This window comes from Vibrio sp. 1CM23M (assembly GCF_023161755.1).
Taxonomy (GTDB): Bacteria; Pseudomonadota; Gammaproteobacteria; order Enterobacterales; family Vibrionaceae; genus Vibrio; species Vibrio coralliirubri.
The window spans coordinates 73,450-93,408 of record NZ_JALNTR010000009.1 but is presented as its reverse complement, the minus strand read 5'-3'; the positions used below and the strand labels follow the sequence as shown (position 1 = coordinate 93,408).

Annotated in this window: 19 protein-coding genes; 6 read left to right on the top strand and 13 right to left on the bottom strand. The window is 45.1% G+C overall.

The features are described from left to right. Positions 1-41: 41 nt before the first annotated feature. From arcC to aspA, 5 genes are all read right to left on the bottom strand, one after another. Complete coding sequence (gene arcC, locus MSG35_RS20360) at positions 42-953, bottom strand: carbamate kinase (RefSeq protein ID WP_248384895.1); 912 nt, start codon at positions 951-953, stop codon at positions 42-44. Positions 954-1,025: 72 nt separating this feature from the next. After that, the gene (gene arcA, locus MSG35_RS20355; RefSeq protein ID WP_017062724.1) at positions 1,026-2,249 is read right to left on the bottom strand and encodes an arginine deiminase; all 1,224 of its coding nucleotides are present in this window, start codon (positions 2,247-2,249) and stop codon (positions 1,026-1,028) included. Positions 2,250-3,052: 803 nt separating this feature from the next. Next, positions 3,053-4,501: a YfcC family protein gene (locus MSG35_RS20350; protein WP_248384894.1), complete on the bottom strand. Its 1,449-nt coding sequence runs from the start codon at positions 4,499-4,501 to the stop codon at positions 3,053-3,055. A 510-nt stretch (positions 4,502-5,011) separates the two neighbouring features. Further along, positions 5,012-6,319: an anaerobic C4-dicarboxylate transporter gene (locus MSG35_RS20345; protein ID WP_048659195.1), complete on the bottom strand. Its 1,308-nt coding sequence runs from the start codon at positions 6,317-6,319 to the stop codon at positions 5,012-5,014. Between the two features lie 180 nt (positions 6,320-6,499). Continuing rightward, positions 6,500-7,939: an aspartate ammonia-lyase gene (gene aspA, locus MSG35_RS20340; RefSeq protein ID WP_248384893.1), complete on the bottom strand. Its 1,440-nt coding sequence runs from the start codon at positions 7,937-7,939 to the stop codon at positions 6,500-6,502. A 284-nt stretch (positions 7,940-8,223) separates the two neighbouring features. On the opposite strand from aspA, the gene MSG35_RS20335 reads away from it, so the two are divergent. Further along, positions 8,224-8,748: an FxsA family protein gene (locus MSG35_RS20335; RefSeq protein ID WP_012604974.1), complete on the top strand. Its 525-nt coding sequence runs from the start codon at positions 8,224-8,226 to the stop codon at positions 8,746-8,748. A 178-nt stretch (positions 8,749-8,926) separates the two neighbouring features. Here the strand turns inward: MSG35_RS20335 and trmL are convergent, their stop codons facing one another. From trmL to MSG35_RS20315, 4 genes are all read right to left on the bottom strand, one after another. After that, entirely contained in the window at positions 8,927-9,406 is a 480-nt protein-coding gene (trmL, locus tag MSG35_RS20330) for a tRNA (uridine(34)/cytosine(34)/5-carboxymethylaminomethyluridine(34)-2'-O)-methyltransferase TrmL (RefSeq protein ID WP_009844716.1), read from the bottom strand. A gap of 83 nt (positions 9,407-9,489) precedes the next feature. Next, positions 9,490-10,107: a superoxide dismutase gene (locus MSG35_RS20325; RefSeq protein WP_248384892.1), complete on the bottom strand. Its 618-nt coding sequence runs from the start codon at positions 10,105-10,107 to the stop codon at positions 9,490-9,492. A gap of 76 nt (positions 10,108-10,183) precedes the next feature. Further along, positions 10,184-11,563: an envelope stress sensor histidine kinase CpxA gene (gene cpxA, locus MSG35_RS20320; RefSeq protein ID WP_248384891.1), complete on the bottom strand. Its 1,380-nt coding sequence runs from the start codon at positions 11,561-11,563 to the stop codon at positions 10,184-10,186. Then, entirely contained in the window at positions 11,563-12,252 is a 690-nt protein-coding gene (locus MSG35_RS20315) for a response regulator (protein ID WP_017063670.1), read from the bottom strand. Before MSG35_RS20315 ends, cpxA begins: the two co-directional genes overlap by 1 nt. Positions 12,253-12,439: 187 nt before the next feature. Here MSG35_RS20315 and MSG35_RS20310 point away from each other — a divergent pair, with 187 nt between their 5' ends. The 3 genes from MSG35_RS20310 (at position 12,440) to pfkA (ending at position 15,303) form a co-directional block, all read left to right on the top strand. Then, the gene (locus tag MSG35_RS20310; protein ID WP_248384890.1) at positions 12,440-12,949 is read left to right on the top strand and encodes a CpxP family protein; all 510 of its coding nucleotides are present in this window, start codon (positions 12,440-12,442) and stop codon (positions 12,947-12,949) included. A 164-nt stretch (positions 12,950-13,113) separates the two neighbouring features. Then, entirely contained in the window at positions 13,114-14,022 is a 909-nt protein-coding gene (fieF, locus tag MSG35_RS20305) for a CDF family cation-efflux transporter FieF (RefSeq protein WP_048659217.1), read from the top strand. Positions 14,023-14,340: 318 nt separating this feature from the next. Then, on the top strand, positions 14,341-15,303 hold the full coding sequence (pfkA, locus tag MSG35_RS20300) for a 6-phosphofructokinase (RefSeq protein WP_017061160.1): 963 nt from the start codon (positions 14,341-14,343) through the stop codon (positions 15,301-15,303). 150 nt (positions 15,304-15,453) lie between these two features. On the opposite strand, the gene tpiA is transcribed toward pfkA, so the two are convergent. Continuing rightward, complete coding sequence (gene tpiA, locus MSG35_RS20295; protein WP_017061158.1) at positions 15,454-16,224, bottom strand: triose-phosphate isomerase; 771 nt, start codon at positions 16,222-16,224, stop codon at positions 15,454-15,456. Between the two features lie 249 nt (positions 16,225-16,473). Here tpiA and MSG35_RS20290 point away from each other — a divergent pair, with 249 nt between their 5' ends. Both MSG35_RS20290 and MSG35_RS20285 read left to right on the top strand, forming a co-directional pair. Further along, a complete protein-coding gene (locus MSG35_RS20290) occupies positions 16,474-16,821 on the top strand; it encodes a 5-carboxymethyl-2-hydroxymuconate isomerase (RefSeq protein WP_017061157.1) in 348 nt (115 codons plus the stop codon). A gap of 45 nt (positions 16,822-16,866) precedes the next feature. Beyond that, on the top strand, positions 16,867-17,295 hold the full coding sequence (locus MSG35_RS20285; RefSeq protein WP_048605424.1) for a DUF805 domain-containing protein: 429 nt from the start codon (positions 16,867-16,869) through the stop codon (positions 17,293-17,295). 62 nt (positions 17,296-17,357) lie between these two features. On the opposite strand, the gene MSG35_RS20280 is transcribed toward MSG35_RS20285, so the two are convergent. The 3 genes from MSG35_RS20280 to glpX form a co-directional block, all read right to left on the bottom strand. Next, a complete protein-coding gene (locus MSG35_RS20280; protein WP_017061155.1) occupies positions 17,358-17,705 on the bottom strand; it encodes a DUF3135 domain-containing protein in 348 nt (115 codons plus the stop codon). A gap of 122 nt (positions 17,706-17,827) precedes the next feature. Next, complete coding sequence (locus tag MSG35_RS20275; protein WP_248384889.1) at positions 17,828-18,448, bottom strand: metalloregulator ArsR/SmtB family transcription factor; 621 nt, start codon at positions 18,446-18,448, stop codon at positions 17,828-17,830. Between the two features lie 198 nt (positions 18,449-18,646). Then, positions 18,647-19,654, bottom strand: a complete 1,008-nt coding sequence (glpX, locus tag MSG35_RS20270; protein ID WP_017061153.1) for a class II fructose-bisphosphatase — start codon at positions 19,652-19,654, stop codon at positions 18,647-18,649. Positions 19,655-19,959: the final 305 nt, after the last annotated feature.

Sequence of the window (19,959 nt, the reverse complement as noted above, 5' to 3'; positions counted from 1 at the left end):
TTAATTCTGTTTTTACCAGGTTATAGAAGCTTTTTAGTGCGCTAATCTCTGGTGATATTGGTGCCCGCTTGGCCTTGCAGGATTTGCAAACCATCTTCGAGTGCACCAATACCGACGACTTTGCCGCCTTGCTGAATGAATTCGCACGATGCTTCAATTTTTGGCCCCATTGAGCCTGCATCAAATTCGAATTGCGCCAGTTCACTTGGTGTGGTGCTGCGCAATGCGTGTTGAGTCGGTTTGCCCCAATCAAGGTAAACAGCGTCCGCGTCGGTTAAAATAAGCAGTGCATCCGCATCCAGTTGTTTCGCCAAGAAAGCCGCTGACATGTCTTTGTCAATAACCGCTTCCACACCCACTAATTTGCCATTTTCTTTTTTCACTGGGATACCGCCGCCGCCAGTACAAATCACTAAGTGGCCTGCATCGATAAGCTGGGTGATCGCTTCGTGCTCAACAATGCCAGTAGGGCGTGGGCTTGGTACTACGCGACGGAAATGTTGGCCGTCGGGTTTGACGATCCAGTGGAATTTCTCTGCCAATTCACGCGCTTCAGCTTCTTCGTAAATCGGACCAATCGGTTTGGTTGGATCCGCAAATGCAGGATCATTTGGATCAACCGTCATTTGCGTCAACATGCATGAGATGTTGCGGTTAGGCAGGTAGTTCTTGAACTCTTGCATCAGCATGTAGCCGATCATGCCTTGAGTCTCACTGCCCAACACATCTAGCGGGTACGGATTTACTTTTTTGTATTCCAAACCTTGCAGAGCAAGTAAACCAACTTGTGGGCCATTACCGTGTACTAGAACCACGTTGTACACTTTCGCAATTTCAGAGATGGTTTTAACAGCTGTTTCAATATTACGGCGTTGAACATCGGCTTCTAACGGCTCACCGCGACGAAGTAGGGCATTACCACCGAGTGCGACAACAACAGTTTGCTTAGTCATAATTGTGTTCTCTCATTTTGGCCAAGCTGAGATGATTTAAGATCGTTCAACTTGGCCGTTTCGTCTTAGTGATTAGATACCATCACGCTCAATTGGGCAGCTCATGCAGCGTGCGCCACCGCGACCGCGGCCAAGTTCATCGCCTGGAATCGGAAGAACTGTGATGCCTGCTTTGTCGTATTTTTCATTGGTGTATGTGTTGCCTTCGTAGCCAATCACGACGCCAGGTTTAACCGTTAGAACGTTGTTTGCATCGTTCCACTGCTCACGTTCTGCATGGAAGTTGTCACCACCGGTCGTGATTAGGTTTAGCTTGTCTACACCAAGTGCTTTTTCGATAGCCGTTACGAAGTAGCCTTCTTCTTTCACTTTCACTGCGCCAGACTCATCACCAGTTAGGTTCCAACACTGCACGTCTTTACTCACCACTTCAGGGTAAACAGAGAACGTATCTTCGTTCATGTGCGTCATCACGGTGTCTAGGTGCATGCAAGAGCGGTGTTTTGGTAGTTGCATTGCGATAACTTGTTTCGCTTGACCGTGTTTGAATAGGCTAGATGCTAAGTGCTCAACACCTTGTGCTGTTGTACGCTCAGACATACCGATAAGAACGGTGCCGCGACCGATTACAAGAACGTCACCGCCTTCAATCGTTGAGTTGTCGTAGCTGATGTTTTCTTCATCGCCGAAGTATTTAATGAAGTCTTGGCCAGCGAATGTCGGGTGCCAGCGGTAAATAGCGCGAACGTGGTTGGTTTCACGTTGACGAGCAGGTTTTGCCATCGGGTTGATGGATACACCACCGTATACCCAGCAAGATGTGTCACGAGTAAATAGGTGGTTTGGTAGAGGTTCGATAATGAAGTCGGTTGGTGCGTGCATGCCTTGCATCATTGAAGATGATTTCATTGGCATCTCAGCGTAAGACAGACCGCCCGTTAGGATTTTTGCTAGCTCTAGGTTTGGTAAGTCGCCCAAGTAGCAACGCACGTCGTTAGCAAAAGTTTTGCCTAAGCGGTAATCAGAAACTTGATGATTCAAAAGCCAATCTTTCGCTTCTGGCACTGCTAGCGTGTCTGCTAGTAGGTCAGTAAGAAGAAGAACTTCAACACCTTGATCACGTAGCGTTTGAGTAAATGCGTCATGCTCTTTACCTGCACGCTCAACAGCCAGTACGTCATCAAATAGTAAATCGTGACAGTTAGAGGGTGTTAGGTGAGTCAGTGCGCGTCTTGGACGGTGAACTAGAACGCGGCGTAATTGACCTATTTCAGAACCTACATAGAACTTACTCATGATCGTCTCTCTCTTATATATTTGAATTACTTTTATCGCTAAGAGTAATTATTTATTTTCAGTTGAGAAGAATGAATTATTTTATTCATATCTCTTGTCTGGAATTAATATTACGCCTGCTAGTCAGGTATTCTTAGAGATCTATCACAAATCGTTTTTTATCCCGCAGCCCTTTAAAATTAAGGGTTTTAACAAACTTTATGCACTTGCAGTCATGACTAATACATTCTAAATAGTTAGCAGTTAGGGAACTTTATGCACACTTTTTTTACGAAACTTACTAGAATCCAATTTACGAGGGATTATATGCAGAATAGTTTTATTGATAAGAGTGTACTTAGCTTGGAAGTATGCAGTGTTTTTATTTAGATATTTAATTTTGGATGTGGAATTAATTATTTATTAACAAAGTAAATGCGAATAAAGCTGTTGCGATCACATTTTAAAACCGGCTGTTTAAGTGTGGTTTTTGATAAAAAAGGGAATTAACTCTCGTCTATTTATTAGGCTATAAATTACTTTAAATATAATTAACGCTAATAAGTGACTAACTATTTGTTTAAACATCATGGTTGAAAATAGAGTGTTATTTCATCAAGCTAATTTGATGTTTAAAAGTAGGATTGATTCTTCTATTGCGAGTGCTTTGGGTTTGGCTGAGCTTTGCTACGAACAGAAGATACCTTGAATATGACGTGTATGGCTTTGAGGAGCTGTTTCAGTAGCAGAGGGTTACATTGGGAGAGGTCAATAAAAAAGCCGCTAGAAAGCGGCTTTGAGTGAGAAAGTGAGGTGTGTAGGTTTTAGATAAGCGCACCAATACTCAGAACAATGATGCAGAACACCATCAAGATACCGACTAGTGGCATTACCCATTTAACCCAGCGTACATAAGGGACGCGAGCAATCGCCAAGCCACCCATCACCACCGCGGAGGTTGGCGTAATTAGGTTCACCAAGCCAGATGCTGATTGGTACGCAGTGATAACCAGGTCACGACCTACGCCAGCAAAGTCAGCCAGTGGTGCCATGATTGGCATGGTAAGTACCGCCAAGCCAGAGGTCGATGGAACTAAGAACGACAGTAGAATCTCTAAGAAGAACATCACGTTAATGAAGATAACCGAAGAAAGCCCCGTTACCATTTGTTCTGCAGAGAACAGAATGGTATCGGTGATCATACCGCGGTCCATCACCACTACGATACCACGTGCAATACCTATGATAAGCGCAACACCAAGTAGGTCACGGGCACCATCAATAAAGCTGGTGGTAAACTCTTCTTCGCTCATACGAGCCACAATACCGACGATGATGGTTGCTGCTAAGAACATTGCAGAGATCTCTGCCATCCACCACCCAGCAACGGATACACCGTAAATCATTACCGCGAATGAACCACCAAAAATGGTCAGAATCAGTTTACGAGTTGCGGTGAATTCCAGTTTTTCGCCACTTGCGTTGCCAAGGAAGTGCGCTTTGTTCTCTTCGTATTTGTCGTACACAATGGATTTGCTTGGATCGGCTTGAACCATTCTTGCGTAGCGCATCACGTAGGCGACACAGATACCCCAACCAATAATCAACATCGCAATACGCAACGCGATACCGTCGGTAAATGGAATGCCAGAGGCGTTGGCAGCGATCACGGTTGCGAATGGGTTAATGGTTGAACCTAGCACCCCAATCCCTGCGCCAAGTAGTACCGTCGCAGCAGCCACCAGAGGGTCAAAGCGAGCAGCCATCATTACAGGCACCAACAATGTATAGAATGGTAGTGATTCTTCCGCCATGCCGTAGACAGTACCGCCTGCGGCGAACAGTGCCATCAGTATTGGTATCATCAACTCTTCTCGCCCTTCTAATCGGGCGGTAACGCGTTCGATACCGGCATCAATCGCCCCCGTCTTAGTTACTAGTCCTAAGAAGCCACCAATGATTAGGATGAACAGCGAAACGTCGATTGCCGCAGCTTCATAGCTATTGTGGTCGTAGAAGCCGTCAATAGGCGCTAGCAGTACGTCAATCACGCCTTGAGGGTTACCTTCTACCGCTTGATAGGTTCCGGTTACGGGTACTTCTCGGCCTAGCTCTTCATTCATTGCACGGTCGTATTGGCCTGCTGGAACAATCCAGGTAAGCAGTGCGACGAACGCAATTAGAATAAATAGAATGGTGTAGGCAGAAGGGAATTTAAAGTTGGCAAAGAAGCCGCCCTTTTTTTTCTCGCTTGGTATCGTTTGAGTTGTCATGGCTATCTCCTTACATCATCTTAAATAGAAGTGATGTGAATTAGCGACTAATGATTTATAGATTGTAAATATACGGACATTTATAAAGCACTCAACGATATAAAGTTGCTGACTTTAAATTAAGTTTGTTTTTATATTTACTAATCCAAATGAAGTTAGATTTAATTTAGCTGCGGTTATTTTATTCCTTACGTCAGTATTTAAGTTTGGTGCTGTTCACAAAAATAATCGCTAATGAATGGTCAGAAAAATGGCAGAAAAACGGCAAGGTTTTTTGGTTAGTTAGCTTGGATTAATATTCGCTATGGATTAAAGGAAAGCGAGGGGGGATTGATTTGATAGGTGTTGTTTCTAGTTGGGTTGAATAATCTTGGAATTTTATTCAAACTTTATTTTTAGGCGGTTTTTAAAGTTTATAATGGTTATTTGATGTGTATCAAACAACACGTTGAGTAGAAAATAAAAAAGGAAGCCGAAGCTTCCTTTTAAATGTTCAATCATCAGCGAATATTAGATAAACAGACCGCCGAACGCGAAGCCGAGTGCTACCGCTGTACTGATTGTTACCACGCCTGGAATGAAGAATGGGTGGTTGAAAACGTAGTTACCGATACGCGTTGAGCCTGTGTCATCCATCTCAACCGCTGCTAGTAGCGTAGGGTAAGTTGGAAGTACGAACAGCGCACTTACCGCAGCAAAAGAAGCAACGGCTGTTAGTGGTGCTACGCCAATCGCTAGTGCTGCAGGCATCAGTGCAACCGTTGTTGCGCCTTGAGAGTAAAGCAGCATCGAAGCGAAGAACAGAACAAGAGCCAGCATCCATGGGTAGTCAGCCAGTAGAGCGCCTGCTACGTCTTTGATTTCAGCAACGTGTGCGTTTACAAATGTTGAACCTAACCAAGCCACACCAAGTACACATACACATGCCGTCATACCAGAGCGGAATGTTGGCGCTGAAGAAATCTTAGCTGCATCAATCTTAGTGAACAGAACGATAGCCGCTGCTGCTGCCAGCATCACAGACATGATCGCTTCGTTACGACCTAGCGCAGGGTTTTCAATTAGACCAACAGAGCTAGAGATAGCTGCTGCGTAGCACACCACGAAACCAATCGCTGCTAGGAAGATGTACGTTGCTTTCTTCGCTGTTGGCAGAATTTCGCGTTTCTCTTCTGTTGCCAGTTTGATTAGACCTTTCTCAAGACGCTCTTGGTAAACAGGATCGTCTTTCAGTTCACTGCCCATGTAGTTAGCAACAACCGCGCCAACCATACAAGCGATGAAGGTTGTTGGGATACAAACCATCAGTAGCGTTAGGTAATCAACACCAAATGGTGCCAACATTGCTGCGAAAGCCACAACTGCAGCCGAGATTGGCGAAGCTGTGATAGCAATTTGAGAAGCGACAACTGCGATAGACAGTGGACGAGAAGGACGAACACCTTGGCCTTTCGCTACTTCTGCAATAACAGGAAGCGTAGAGAATGCTGTGTGACCAGTACCCGCCATTAATGTCATTACAAAGGTCACAATCGGCGCGTAAAAGGTGATGCGTTCAGGGTGTTTACGCAAAAAGTTTTCGGCAATTTGTACCAACCAGTCCATACCGCCAGCAACTTGCATTGCAGCAATTGCGGTGATAACTGACATGATGATCAAGATTACGTCGATCGGGATGAAAGATTGGCTTGTTGGAACGCCAAGAATAAGTGAAAGGGCAATAACACCAGCACCACCGGCAAAACCAATACCGATACCGCCAATTCTGGCCCCCAAAAAGATAAAGAGCAGGACGACAAACAGTTCTACTGCAATCATAAGTAACACCTCATTTAGATTTTATTATGTGAACATTCGCCGCTGGAATGTTCACATAATAGTTCTATGGTTTAGATTCAATTTGGCAAAAGCGCAACCAACGGAAATCCACAAAATAATCATGGTTAACCGTATTGAAGCCTAAAAAAGGGCCCCGTTTGGAGCCCTTTCTCGCTAACTTTATTCGTAGCGCTTCGCTTTATACTGAGGATGCATCAAATTTTCAACAGAGAAAATGTCATCAAGTTCTTCTTCGGTTAATAAACCGCGCTCTAGAACCACATCACGCACGCTCTTACCTGTCTCAGCACAGATCTTACCAACAATGTCACCCTCGTGGTGGCCAATGTATGGGTTTAGGTAAGTAACGATACCGATAGAGTTAAATACGTGAGATTCACACACTTCTTTGTTTACAGTAATGCCGTCTACACACTTGTCGCGTAGGTTCACACAAGCGTTTGTTAGGATGTCTAGAGACTCAAACATGCTTTGTGCAATAACGGGTTCCATTACGTTCAGTTGCAGTTGACCACCTTCTGCAGCGAAAGAAACCGTGTTGTCGTTACCTAGAACTTTAAAGCAAACTTGGTTTACTACTTCTGGCACAACTGGGTTTACTTTAGCAGGCATGATTGAAGAACCGGCTTGCAGTTCAGGTAGGTTTAGCTCGTTCAGACCAGTACGTGGGCCAGAAGAAAGCAGACGCAAATCGTTACAAATTTTAGACAGTTTCACAGCTAGACGCTTAAGTGCGCCGTGCGTCATTACGTATGCGCCACAGTCAGATGTTGCTTCGATTAAATCTTCAGCCGCTACACACTCTAGGCCTGTTACTTCTGCTAGGTGTTTTACTGCTAGGCCTTGGTAACCCGGTGCTGCGTTCAGACCTGTACCGATAGCCGTTGCGCCTAGGTTTACTTCAAGCAGTAGTTTTGAAGTGTATTCTAGGTTTTTGATTTCTTCATTGATGGTTACAGCCCAAGCGTGGAACTCTTGGCCAACCGTCATTGGAACTGCGTCTTGAAGCTGAGTACGACCCATCTTCAAAATCGTGTTGAATTCTTGGCTCTTAAGCTCGAATGCACCTTTTAGGTATTCGATCGCATCAATCAGTTTACGAACGCTGTTGTAAACAGAGATACGGAAGCCAGTTGGGTAAGCACAGTTTGTAGATTGGCTGCGGTTTACATGGTCGTTCGGGTTGATGAACTCGTATTGGCCTTTTTCTTTGCCCATAAGTTCAAGAGCCACGTTCGCAACAACTTCGTTTGCGTTCATGTTTACAGAAGTACCAGCACCACCTTGGAAAACGTCCGATGGGAACTGATCCATGCACTTACCCGTGTCTAGAATTAGGTCACAAGCTTGGATGATGTATTTAGCCACTTCGCTTGGAATTACACCTAACTCTTTGTTTGCTAAAGCCGCTGCTTTCTTAGTCATCACCATGCCGCGAACGAATTCAGGTACATCTGAGATCGTTACATTTGAGATGTTGAAGTTTTCAACTGCGCGTAGAGTGTGGATGCCGTAGTAAGCATCAGCCGGAACATGACGTTGACCTAATAGATCTTCTTCGAGACGAGTAGCTTGAGGAGCTTCAACTTGAGTAGCCATAACAGGATCCTTAGAGAATTATTCTGATTATATAGTTAGTTATTAGCCTATTCTGTGTGCAAATACTCCGTTCGCTAGAATATTGGGCTGATAAATCCGTCCTGACTTATGTGGCACATGATACTGTACTTAGCGCATAAAAATATTAAGTGGATCACCTTTTTCGGTTTTGTTTCGTCAATATTTTGCAAAGTTATTCTTGGTCAATAAACACGCTTATTTACAGGATAAATTTGAGATTGTTAGGGCTTTCAGCGTAAACTGCAAGTAACAAAGGAGGGCGTGTGTTTCCTATCTTATTATTACTATTTATCTTCGTACCCATCATTGAGATTGGGCTATTTATTCAAGTTGGTGGCTTCTTAGGATTGTGGCCAACTATTGCGTTGGTTTTGATCACTGCATTTGTGGGTGCATCGCTGGTTCGTAGCCAAGGCATTCAGACACTTATGTCTGTGCAAGGTCGTTTGCAACAAGGCGAAATGCCAGCACAACAGATTCTTGAAGGCGTGATGCTTGCAGTTGCCGGTGTATTGCTGCTGACTCCGGGTTTTATGACGGACGCACTCGGTATGTTGGTATTATTGCCAGCACCAAGAGCGATGATTGCCAAGAAAATGATGGAAAAAATGGTGGTGACCAACATGTCTGGTGGTTTCCATGCCGGTGGACAAGCTGGTTTTGGCCAGAGCCCATTTGGACAAGACCCATTCAATCGCGATCCATCTGACCAATCAAAAGACGGCAACACCTTTGAAGGTGAGTTTGAGAAGAAAGACGACGACAACGATCGTAACCGCTTAAACTAATCCGTTGTTTCTATTCTTTGTTTTTCTCTCTTCTTTATATAGAGGGAAAACAGAAAAGGCTCTTACCTTTATCCTTCGCAAGAAAGTGATAATGGTAAGAGCCTTTTTTATTGTCTGTCGCTAGCTGTTACTTACTGTTTACTATCGATAACAGATAAAAGATAAGCTTGGTGTTCGGTTATACCGCGCCTTCAAAACCCATTTGTCGCCATGCTTCAAAAGCAATGATTGCCACTGCGTTAGACAGGTTGAGGCTGCGTGCGTCTGGCATCATTGGAATACGAATACGTTGCTCCATTGGCATGCTTTCAATGAACTCTGCAGGCAGGCCACGAGTCTCAGGGCCAAACATCAGCACATCGCCTTGTTGGAATTTCGCATCAACGTGGTGGCCTGTCGTTTTTGTGGTGCAAGCAAAGATGCGGAAATCACCCTCACGTTCATTCTCAAGATACTCAAGGAAAGCTTCTAGGTTCTTGTGACGCTTAACTCGCGCAAGGTCGTGGTAATCCAATCCAGCACGACGAACCTTCTTCTCTTCAAAATCAAAGCCAAGCGGTTCAATCAGGTGCAGGTTTGCGCCGCAGTTAGCACATAGGCGGATGATGTTACCCGTATTGGGTGCAATTTCTGGTTCGTATAGAGCGATATCAAACATGTTGGTTCACAAGAATAATCAAAGATAGCCCGAGTATACGGTGGCAAGCTGAGTGAGTACAGTTCGCCACCGTCACCATTCGCTTAAGCTTGGTTCGATAGTGCTTGCGCGTAGTTTTCAGATACGGCATTCCAATTCACCACGTTCCACCATGCATTGATGTAATCAGGACGACGGTTTTGGTAGCTGATGTAGTAGGCGTGTTCCCAAACATCGAGCGCAAGGATCGGTTCGCCATCACTCGCCACGGTATCCATCCACGGATTATCTTGGTTCGAGGTTGAGATGATCTTCAGTTGTCCTTGCTCCACCACTAGCCAAGCAAAGCCCGAGCCAAAGGTGTTGATCGCCGCTTGAGCGAACTGATCTTGGAATGTCTCGAAATCTCCGAAGGTACTCTTGATAGCCTCACCAAGCTCGCCTGTCGGTTCACCACCGCCGTCTTGCGACATGCAATTCCAATACAAGATGTGATTGTAGTAGCCGCCGCCATTGTTACGCACGGCAGGGCTGTGCTGGGATATGTTGGCAAAGATCTCGGTCAGAGATTGCTGTTCTAGCTCGCTGCCAGAAACCGCCGCAACAAACTTATCGTAGTAGGTTCTATGGTGCTTGCTGTAATGCACTTCCATCGTCTTAGCGTCAATGTAAGGCTCTAGGGCATCGTAAGCGTAGGGTAAAGCAGGGAAAGTGTGCGACATGGTAAATCCTCCATAATTAGAGGATTTACCATAATGATAATAACAATCATTATCAACTGTGATCTTTGTGGGGGTATTACACCGGTAAGATAGGCAGGGTGATTTCGAGTTGTAGTCCACCGAGCTGGCTACGGCTTGCGGTGATGGTTCCGCTGTGTTGGCGAATCGCACTCTCAGTAATGGTTAACCCAAGCCCAGTGCCGCCAGAATTACGATCACGAGCGGTTGATACACGATAGAAAGGTCTGAAGATAGAATCCAATTCATCATCAGGTACACCATCGCCATTATCGTTCACACAAATCGTCAGCTGATCTTGAACCACATGGAATTGCACATCGACTTGGTCTTTACCGTAGTAGATGGCATTGCGTGTAATGTTATCTAACGCACTCATCAGCAGCTTAGGGTTGCCCGAAATAGAGCGTTCTGGGATCTCCGAGAACGTCAGTTGTTTGCCCATCTGTTCGGCTTCAAACTCTGCGTCTTTTAAGATCTCTTCCCATAGGCTCGAGATAGGCTGAACCTCACGAGTAATATGGCTGTCGACCTGCATACGAGATAGCGTCAGCAGCTCACTGATCATCTGTTCCAAACGCTGTGCTTCCATATCGATACGTTCTAACTCTTGGCTTTCACCTTGTTTACGTATCGCAAGAGCATTAGCCATACGCAGACGAGTCAATGGTGAGCGCAGTTCGTGTGAGATATCAGAGAGCAGGCGCTGTTGCCCCGAAATCATCTGGTTTACGGCTTCGACCATCTGGTTAAAGCTTTCACCGGCTTGTCTGAACTCTGAAGTACCTTTTTCGAGTGTTGGATCGACCTCGAATTGACCTTTCGCCACGCGTTGCGCCGCGCGTTCTAGCCTGCGTGCGGGTTGACTCAATGCCCAAGCTAGCCAAAGCAATAGCGGGGTACTCGCCAGCATAACCGCAAGCAGTAACTGCAGAGGTCTATCAAACAGGCGTAACAAGAATGGCGGTGGTTGAGTCCACTTTATTCCGGCGTACATCAACAACTCTTCACCCGCGAGTTTGATGGGTACTGGACCTGCCACCATGTAGTGTCCGTACAGTTTTTGTTTCGGCACTTCAGGGTTATCTATCGAGGTAACAAAGTTACGGATCGCTTTAAGTTTGTAGTCTGAATGCCTTTTTGAGGTAAGGACTGCGCCCTCAAGATCGGTCAGATAGATGCGAGCGCGAGAATCCTTGCGGCTGCGTGGCGCCTCAAGTTGGAAGACAATCTTGCCCAGATTTGGTTCTTTGGCGTAGCGTTTCTCTGTGATTTTAGCGATACGCTCGAGTTTATCGAGGTGATCTGCGGGCACATCTCGCGCGACTCGAGGGTCTAAATGGGGAAGTGACAGCACCGACAAAAGCACCAGTAACATGGTGAACCAAAAGATAGCAAAGATACGTCCATATAAGCTGGTGATTTTAGGTATACGCATTAATCTTCCTCTACCAATAAGTAGCCACGGCCTCGTAAGGTTTTGATGCGTGATTTGCCGTCAGTGCGTTCGGGAATTTTCTTACGCAGGTTGGAGATGTGCATGTCTATCGCACGGTCAAACGCTGCGAGCCTTTTACCTAACACATCTAGGCTCAATGCTTCTTTGGTGATCACTTGCCCTGGGTTTTGGATAAGGTGGCTCAGTAGTGCAAACTCGGTTGTGGTGAGGTCGATGAGCTCACCATTGCAGTAGGCTTCTTGTTTGCCAGGGAAGACTTCGATGTCTTGATATTGAACTCTATCACTGGCCGCTTTCGGCGCGGTGGCGGTTTGAGTTCGACGCAAGATAGCTCGAATACGCGCTAGCAACTCTCGGTCACTGAAAGGTTTAGGCAGGTAATCATCCGCGCCAAGTTCAAGACCAATCACACGGTCGATCTCTTCGCCTTTTGCGGTCAGCATCAGCACTGGCGTTTCCCAATTTTCTCTTAGTTTCTTTAGTGTCTCCATACCATTAAGACGCGGCATCATCACATCTAAAAGAATCAGGTCAATCTCATCATTGATAGCTTCAAGTCCTGCATAGCCATCATTGGCTTCGGAAACAGTGAAGCCCTCAAAGCTCAGAATGTCTTTGAGTAAGCTGGTTAACTCGGTGTCGTCATCAATAAGAAGAATGTTCGCCATTGGGAAGCCTTAATCGGTTATCTACTATTTACAGGTTAATAATACTGCTAATTATTCGTCAACTTTCACTCTTTACGATTCTTTACGCTTTCTAAACGTCACTTTACGAGGGAAAGACTAATCTATATCTAAGCGCTGAGAAACAGACGCAACACATGACTTATTATACCGAATTGAGGCAACAATTATGAAAATGACTAAGAAACTTGTACTAGCAGCTGCGGCACTTCCACTAATGTTAGGTACAGCAAGTGCGTTCGCATATGGCGGCGGCGATAAAGGCGACCACAAAGGCATGCACGGTAAATGTGGTGGCTTCGACAAAAAAGTGATGCGTCAACTAGACCTGACTGATGCACAAAAAACAGAATTGAAAGAGATGCGCGAAGCGAATCGTGCAGAGATGAAAGAAAAACACGCTGGCAATAAAGCCGATAAAATGGCGAAAATGAAAGCGCACCAAGAGAAAGTTCAAGCATTGGTACTGGCTGACAACTTCGATGAAGCAGCAGCAAACGACCTAGCAAGCCAAATGGTTGAGAAGCAAACTGAGCGTCGTGTAGCAATGCTTAAGAAACAACATCAAATGATGAGCGTACTAACACCTGAGCAAAAGACTCAACTGAAAGAAATCCAACAAGAGCGCATGACTAAGTGTGCTGACAAAATGGAAAAACGCATGAACAAAGACAAGTAATTCATTGCTTGAGAAATCAGCGTTGCATGAAAGTGTTTAGAAAGAAGCGGCCGTGTGCCGCTTTTTTTGATCCTTAAAAATGAATGTTTTACATCATGGCTGTCATATTCAATTGGTTGTTTGCAGGTTATACTTTGTGCTATCAGTCACTTTATAGCCAAGTTATGAAACAAGAATACGCACGTTTAGTTACGCTCGCCGCTTGGGCAGCCACAACCATCGCCACTATTTTATTGATAGTGAAAGTCGCAGCGTGGTGGGTGACAGGTTCTGTGAGTCTGTTGGCTTCCGTCGTGGACTCAATGCTTGATATCGCAGCCTCTGTCGTTAATCTTATCGTGGTTCGCTACTCTCTGCAGCCTGCCGACAAAGAGCACACCTTTGGTCATGGTAAGGCCGAATCCCTTGCTGCATTAGCGCAAGCGATGTTTATTTCAGGCTCAGCATGTTTCCTTATTCTCAATGGTATTGAGCGTTTCTTCCGACCTCATGAACTGAACTCTCCAGAAATTGGTATCTACGTCAGCCTGTTCGCGATAGTGATGACCTTTGGTCTGGTTCGCTTCCAAAAACATGTGGTCAACAAAACGGGTAGCCAAGCTATTGCAGCCGATTCATTGCACTATCAATCAGACCTTTATATGAACGCCGCGATTATGCTAGCACTGGCATTGAGTTGGTTTGGGCTTGGCCAAGCGGATTCTGTATTTGCGGTCGGTATTGGTATCTACATTCTGTACAGCGCTTATCAAATGGCGATGGAAGCGGTTCAATCTCTGCTTGATCATAAGCTGCCTGATGAAGAACTAAAGCAGATAAAAGAGACATCATTGAGCGTGGAAGGCGTGTTAGGTGTGCATCAATTACGAACGCGTCGTTCGGGGCCAATTCGCTTCATTCAACTGCATCTAGAATTAGAAGATAATATCCCACTTATTGAAGCGCATCGCATTTCAGACGAAGTAGAGGCTAAGCTTATCTCCGTGTTCCCTGATGCTGATGTATTAATTCACCAAGACCCGTATTCGGTCGTATTTGGACCAGAGAAGCAGCAGAAATTCCACTCGTGGTAATGCGTGCTAAAAATCAGCGGGCAAATGGTAAGTGAGTGGCTTTTGAACTAGAGTGAGTAAAAATTACTAACTGTTAGGTGATTCAAAAACCACCTTAGTAACAATTAATGTTGATTCTGATGTGAATCAACAAAGTTATTGAGTAAAACTGTAATACTCTTACAGAAGTAGAAATGTTACATAATTTTACGCGATTTGAGTGCTATTCCTGTTGAGGAAATGTAACATAACGCACAAATATAGATTTAAAATCTTGTTGATATACAATCAGCAAGATCAAGAATTGAATAATAGATTCCCAAAAAATCGAGGGTGAGCATGATTAAGAAGATCGGTGTTTTGACCAGTGGTGGTGACGCTCCAGGTATGAACGCAGCAGTTCGCGGCGTTGTTCGTACTGCGTTATCAGTTGGCATTGAAGTTTACGGCATTTACGATGGCTACCAAGGCCTTGTTGAAGACCGTATCGAAAAGCTTGACCGTTCAAGCGTATCTGACGTGATCAACCGTGGTGGTACTTTCTTAGGTTCTGCACGTTTCCCTGAATTTAAAGACGTTGCTGTTCGTGAGAAAGGCATTGAGAACCTTAAGAAGCACGGTATCGAAGCACTTGTTGTTATCGGTGGTGACGGTTCTTACATGGGTGCTAAGAAGCTGACTGAAATGGGTTACCCATGTATTGGTCTTCCAGGCACAATCGATAACGATATCGCGGGTACTGACTACACAATCGGTTACCTAACAGCGCTTAACACTGTTATTGATTCAATCGACCGTCTACGTGACACGTCTTCTTCTCACCAACGTATTTCTATTGTTGAAATCATGGGCCGTCACTGTGGTGACCTTACGCTTATGTCAGCAATCGCGGGTGGTTGTGAGTACATCATTACTCCAGAGACTGGCCTAGATAAAGAACAGCTTATCAGCAACATCCAAGATGGCATTGCTAAGGGTAAGAAGCACGCAATCATCGCTCTAACTGAGCTAATGATGGATGCAAACGAACTGGCTAAAGAGATCGAATCTTCAACTGGTCGTGAAACTCGTGCAACAGTTCTTGGTCACATCCAACGTGGTGGTCGTCCTACTGCATTTGACCGTGTACTTGCTTCTCGCATGGGTAACTACGCTGTTCACCTTCTTCAAGAAGGTCACGGTGGTCGTTGTGTTGGTATCGAGAAAGAAGAACTTGTTCACCACGACATCATCGACTGTATCGAGAACATGCAGAACCCAGACCGTTCTGAGCTGTTCCGCGTTGCAGAAGAGTTGTTCTAAGCCACGCTTAGCGTTCGCTTAAAGAATTTAAAAACCGCTGATTGTTCAGCGGTTTTTTTGTGCCTGCCGTTTGAGGTTTCAGGAATGACAGGCAATAAAAAAGGCCAACCTAAGTTGACCTTTCATCTAATCTAAACGGTGATGTTTAAATTAAGCTTTTGCTTCAGCTGCTGCTTTAGCGATAGCTGCGAAGCTTTTCGCGTCTAGAGCTGCGCCGCCAACTAGAGCACCGTCGATGTCTGGTTGTGCGAAGTAAGCTGCTGCGTTTTCTGGCTTAACAGAACCGCCGTATTGGATTACAACTTTCTTAGCAACTTCTTCAGATTTCTCTGCGATGTGTGCACGGATTTGAGCGTGGATGCGCTGTGCATCTTCAGCTGTAGCTGCTTTACCAGTACCGATAGCCCAGATTGGTTCGTAAGCGATGATAGCGCCTTCAAGAGCTTCAACACCTTGAGTGTTGATAACAGCGTCAAGTTGACGAGCACATACTGCAACAGTTTCGCCTGCTTCGTTTTGTGCTTCAGATTCACCGATACAAAGAACTGGAGTTAGGCCGTTCTCTTTTAGGAATGCGAATTTCTTAGCTACGAACTCATCTGATTCGTTGTGGTATTCACGACGCTCAGAGTGACCGATGATGATGTGAGATGCGCCGAACTCTTTAAGCATTGCTGGAGACATGTCGCCAGTGAATGCACCGCTGTTGTTTAGGTCAGAGTTTTGAGCACCTAGGATGATCGCGCTGCCCGCTTCAGTAAGCGTACGCTCAGCAAGATCAACGAAAAGTGCTGGTGGAGCAACTGCTACGTCTACGCCTGTTACGCCTTCAAGTTCAGCGTTAAGACCGTTTAGTAGATCAACAACCATTTCTTTGCTGCCGTTTAGTTTCCAGTTACCCATAACTACAGGATGACGCATAGGAATATCTCCAAAGTATTTAAATAAATCGAATGTAAAAAAGTAAACTTTATTACGAAATAATATAACAGATTAATATCAACAGATCATGACTGTGGTCATGACTTTCTTGGATCTTACTCAATGGTCAGAGTAGATTTTGAGCATATATCAGTGATCCGGCAGACAGAATAATAGCTAACTTCTCGGATTTTTCATCGTTAGTTGTTATTAAGGGACAAACGATTGCGTTAACAACAGGAAGTAACAATGCCGAATCTAGTTCTAGAGTACTCCAATTCAGTGGATGAGCGAGTAAATATCCAAGGCTTACTGGAAGATCTCCACCAAGTCGCTCTCACATGTGGCTTGTTTGATGTACCGTCAGTGAAGTCTCGTTCACTGCGTTGCCATAATTGGTTGGTCGGTGATGAGGAAGATAGTGTAGACTTTATTCATATCAGCTTTGAGTTACTTTCGGGACGAACGGAAGAGCAAAAGCGAGAATTGTCACGATCGTTAATGCAGATCCTGCAAGAACAAGCGAGTCATGTAAGAAGCTTAACGGTGAATATTCGTGATATGGATAAAAGTTGCTTTCAAAAAGTAATAAACTAACCATTGCTGCTGACTTTTAGCGGCGTATAAATTTGAGTATTTAAGATGTCGATGAAAGAATTACTGCTCTCTTTCAAGGGGAGAATTGGTCGTAAGACTTACTGGATTTGGAATATTTTCTACTATATAGCGATTACCGGTTTTGCTTCTGGTATCTCTGTGTTGTTCCCTGCTTACTCTTATATCCTGCTACCAATCTTCCTATTGATGCTTGTCATCCCAGACCTTGCGGTAACCGCTAAGCGCTGGCATGACCGCAATAAGTCTAATTACTGGCTACTATTGAATGTGCCATTAGTCTTGGGTCGTTTGGCTTCGCCAATGGCTGCAACGACGACAGAGCCAGTATCGCCAATTCATATGGCGGCAACCGTCGCGGCATTAGTGTGTGGTTTGTGGATTCTGATTGAGTGTGGCTTGTTGAAAGGCACAGAAGGCCGTAATGACTACGGCGAAGACCCATGTAAATATTGAACAGCGAATCAATAAGAAGGGAGCATTACGCTCCCTTTTTTCTTTTTAATGCTTTGCTCATTTCAGTACATTTTAGGTTCGGTATTTGGCTTAAAAGGCACGACATTTTCAGGCAGAGATTCTTCAAAGCCGCAGCGCCCTTCGAGTGCATCTTGGAACTTACAGACCTGACAGCGTAGCTCTTGCATGAGTACGACATTGGCATGGTGTGGGTTTTTACAACGGCTAACCACTAAGTCGATGTGACTTTGTTGTGCGCGAAGTCGGTCTTGCATCACGTCTGAAGCCGAGCAGATCATCTGTTCGCACATCTCGTGTTTGAATTGATTGAATGCTTTCGGATCGCTTTTCGCGAGTTGGACAAGTTCATCAAAGGGTGGCAGTTTTTGAGCGGGTTGCGGATGCGCCATCATTCCTTCCTTAGCATTAAGCGTGTTTCATATGCTCTAAGCTTAAGAAAGAAATCTGTACAAATTTTAATCTATTTGTGTTTTCTCAATATTGAGACGGTATTAATCGCTTACCGTTACAATCAAAGTGCGGGTGTTAAGGTGTAAGTACAGCGTCGTTCGCCAGCAATGATGTGTTCTGTACGGCTCACATGGCACTCATCTTTTAGTAACTCAGTAAACACATTGAGCTCAGATTGGCACAGGCTAGGGCAGCGAGTTGCAGCCTTACAGATAGGGCAGTGGTTCTCAATCAAGATGTAGTGATCATCATGCTCTTGAAGCTCAGCCATGTAGCCTTCGTCTTCACGAAGCTGGGTAAGTTTTTTAAGCTTGCTGATGAGTGAATTACAGTCAGACAATGCAGTTTGATACTGCTTGAGTGTGTGTTGTTCACGCTCGGCAGCAACCTTAGCCAGCCCTTCTTTACCAAATAGATTCTCCACAGCATCAATCACTTGAATGGTGAGTTCACCATGTCGGTCTGTAAATTGGCTATGGCCTTGTTGAGTCAGGGACCAGTGGCGAGTCGGGCGACCCACTTTCACTTTTACATCATGAAACGCAAGAATACCGTCATCTTCCAGGCTTTGCAGATGTTGCCTTGCACCCATTGTCGTCATGCCAAATTCTTCTGACAGTTGTTTCGCGGTTACCGCGCCTTGACGCTTAATGGTCTGTAAGATTTTGTCGCTTGTTTTCATACTATCCCTACCTCATGAACCTTACTATTATGAGGCAAGGTGTTTATAAAGCAAACCATTTACTATATTGATAGTAATTTACTCGATAGATAGCGTTTTACTCTATTGGCAGCCATAGTGAGATTCTGCTGCGCTAATAAAACAAAAGGCTGATACTTGGTATCAGCCTTCGAATATTCTGTTTCACCGAGTTTTGGCTTACAGGATATGACCTACTACTTCTGGATCTTTACGCTCTAGGTAGTGGATAGATTTGATGCGGCGAATCGTACGGCAGCGGCCACGGATAAGCAGGGTTTCTGTGGTTGCGATATTGCCTTGACGAGAAATGCCTTCTAGCAAGTCACCCTTAGTGATGCCTGTTGCTGAGAATACAACGTTATCGCTGCGAGCCATGTCTTCCATCTTCAACACGATACCCGCCGTTACGCCCATTTCTGCGCAGCGCTCAAGTTCAAGTTCACCGTGTTTACGGTTCTCTTCTGTGTCGCCTTTTACTTCGTGACGAGGAAGAAGACGACCGTGCATGTCACCGTCAAGTGCGCGAATTACCGCGGCAGAAACTACACCTTCAGGTGCGCCGCCGATGCAGTACATTACGTCAACTTCGCTGTCTGGCATACAGGTTAGGATAGAAGCCGCAACATCACCGTCTGGCACTGCGAATACACGTACGCCCATAGCTTGCATGTCGGCGATAACTTGATCGTGACGTGGCTTAGCCAGTGTCGTTACAACCAGTGTATCCAGTGTTTTGCCCAGAGCCTTCGCAATGTTTTCTAGGTTTTCTGTTAGTGGCAGTTCTAGGTCAATCACGCCTTTAGCGCCAGGGCCAACAACCAACTTTTCCATGTACATATCAGGCGCTTTAAGGAAGCTGCCTTTTTCGCCTGCCGCCAATACAGCCAATGCATTTGATTGGCCCATTGCTGTCATGCGTGTCCCTTCAATTGGGTCAACTGCGATGTCGACAGCGTCGCCGCCCACACCTACGTTTTCGCCGATGTACAGCATAGGTGCATCATCGATCTCACCTTCGCCGATAACAATCTCACCGCTAATTTCGGTTTTGTTTAATAGGCTACGCATTACTTCTACAGCAGCGCCATCTGCAGCGTTTTTATCGCCACGGCCAAGCCACTTGTAACCAGCTAGTGCTGCACCTTCTGTGACACGAGAGAATGACATTGCTAAATCGCGTTTCATGCGGACTCCAAAATTTTCAAAGGGGGAATAGAAATTTCGCGGCGAATTTTACCATATCCAAAAGGAAACGTTTGCCTTTTTGTTTTTTGGAGATTGCTCTCGATCAATTAGCAGTGGAAAACAGTTATTATTCATCAAAATAATCGGTTTGCCGTTGTGGCGATAATCGTTCACGTCAATATTCGGTAAAAAGCGCTGTTTTTTTCATCGAATGGCGCAAAATATCGAATATATTGAGTGTTTATCCTTGCTCTGCTGAGTAGAATGGGGAAATAAGTGGAGTGAACCTTCACCATCAAACGGAT

Excerpts from the sequence above, each read along its gene's own strand:
- aspA (WP_248384893.1), bottom strand. The coding sequence starts at position 7,939 with ATGGCTACTCAAGTTGAAGCTCCTCAAGCTACTCGTCTCGAAGAAGAT.
- trmL (WP_009844716.1), bottom strand. The coding sequence starts at position 9,406 with ATGTTTGATATCGCTCTATACGAACCAGAAATTGCACCCAATACGGGT.
- pfkA (WP_017061160.1), top strand. The coding sequence starts at position 14,341 with ATGATTAAGAAGATCGGTGTTTTGACCAGTGGTGGTGACGCTCCAGGT.
- MSG35_RS20280 (WP_017061155.1), bottom strand. The coding sequence starts at position 17,705 with ATGGCGCATCCGCAACCCGCTCAAAAACTGCCACCCTTTGATGAACTT.
- MSG35_RS20345 (WP_048659195.1), bottom strand. The coding sequence starts at position 6,319 with ATGATTGCAGTAGAACTGTTTGTCGTCCTGCTCTTTATCTTTTTGGGG.
- glpX (WP_017061153.1), bottom strand. The coding sequence starts at position 19,654 with ATGAAACGCGATTTAGCAATGTCATTCTCTCGTGTCACAGAAGGTGCA.
- arcA (WP_017062724.1), bottom strand. The coding sequence starts at position 2,249 with ATGAGTAAGTTCTATGTAGGTTCTGAAATAGGTCAATTACGCCGCGTT.
- MSG35_RS20290 (WP_017061157.1), top strand. The coding sequence starts at position 16,474 with ATGCCGAATCTAGTTCTAGAGTACTCCAATTCAGTGGATGAGCGAGTA.
- MSG35_RS20315 (WP_017063670.1), bottom strand. The coding sequence starts at position 12,252 with ATGGCGAACATTCTTCTTATTGATGACGACACCGAGTTAACCAGCTTA.
- MSG35_RS20285 (WP_048605424.1), top strand. The coding sequence starts at position 16,867 with ATGTCGATGAAAGAATTACTGCTCTCTTTCAAGGGGAGAATTGGTCGT.
- arcC (WP_248384895.1), bottom strand. The coding sequence starts at position 953 with ATGACTAAGCAAACTGTTGTTGTCGCACTCGGTGGTAATGCCCTACTT.
- cpxA (WP_248384891.1), bottom strand. The coding sequence starts at position 11,563 with ATGCGTATACCTAAAATCACCAGCTTATATGGACGTATCTTTGCTATC.
- MSG35_RS20325 (WP_248384892.1), bottom strand. The coding sequence starts at position 10,107 with ATGTCGCACACTTTCCCTGCTTTACCCTACGCTTACGATGCCCTAGAG.
- MSG35_RS20310 (WP_248384890.1), top strand. The coding sequence starts at position 12,440 with ATGAAAATGACTAAGAAACTTGTACTAGCAGCTGCGGCACTTCCACTA.
- tpiA (WP_017061158.1), bottom strand. The coding sequence starts at position 16,224 with ATGCGTCATCCTGTAGTTATGGGTAACTGGAAACTAAACGGCAGCAAA.
- MSG35_RS20350 (WP_248384894.1), bottom strand. The coding sequence starts at position 4,501 with ATGACAACTCAAACGATACCAAGCGAGAAAAAAAAGGGCGGCTTCTTT.
- fieF (WP_048659217.1), top strand. The coding sequence starts at position 13,114 with ATGAAACAAGAATACGCACGTTTAGTTACGCTCGCCGCTTGGGCAGCC.
- MSG35_RS20275 (WP_248384889.1), bottom strand. The coding sequence starts at position 18,448 with ATGAAAACAAGCGACAAAATCTTACAGACCATTAAGCGTCAAGGCGCG.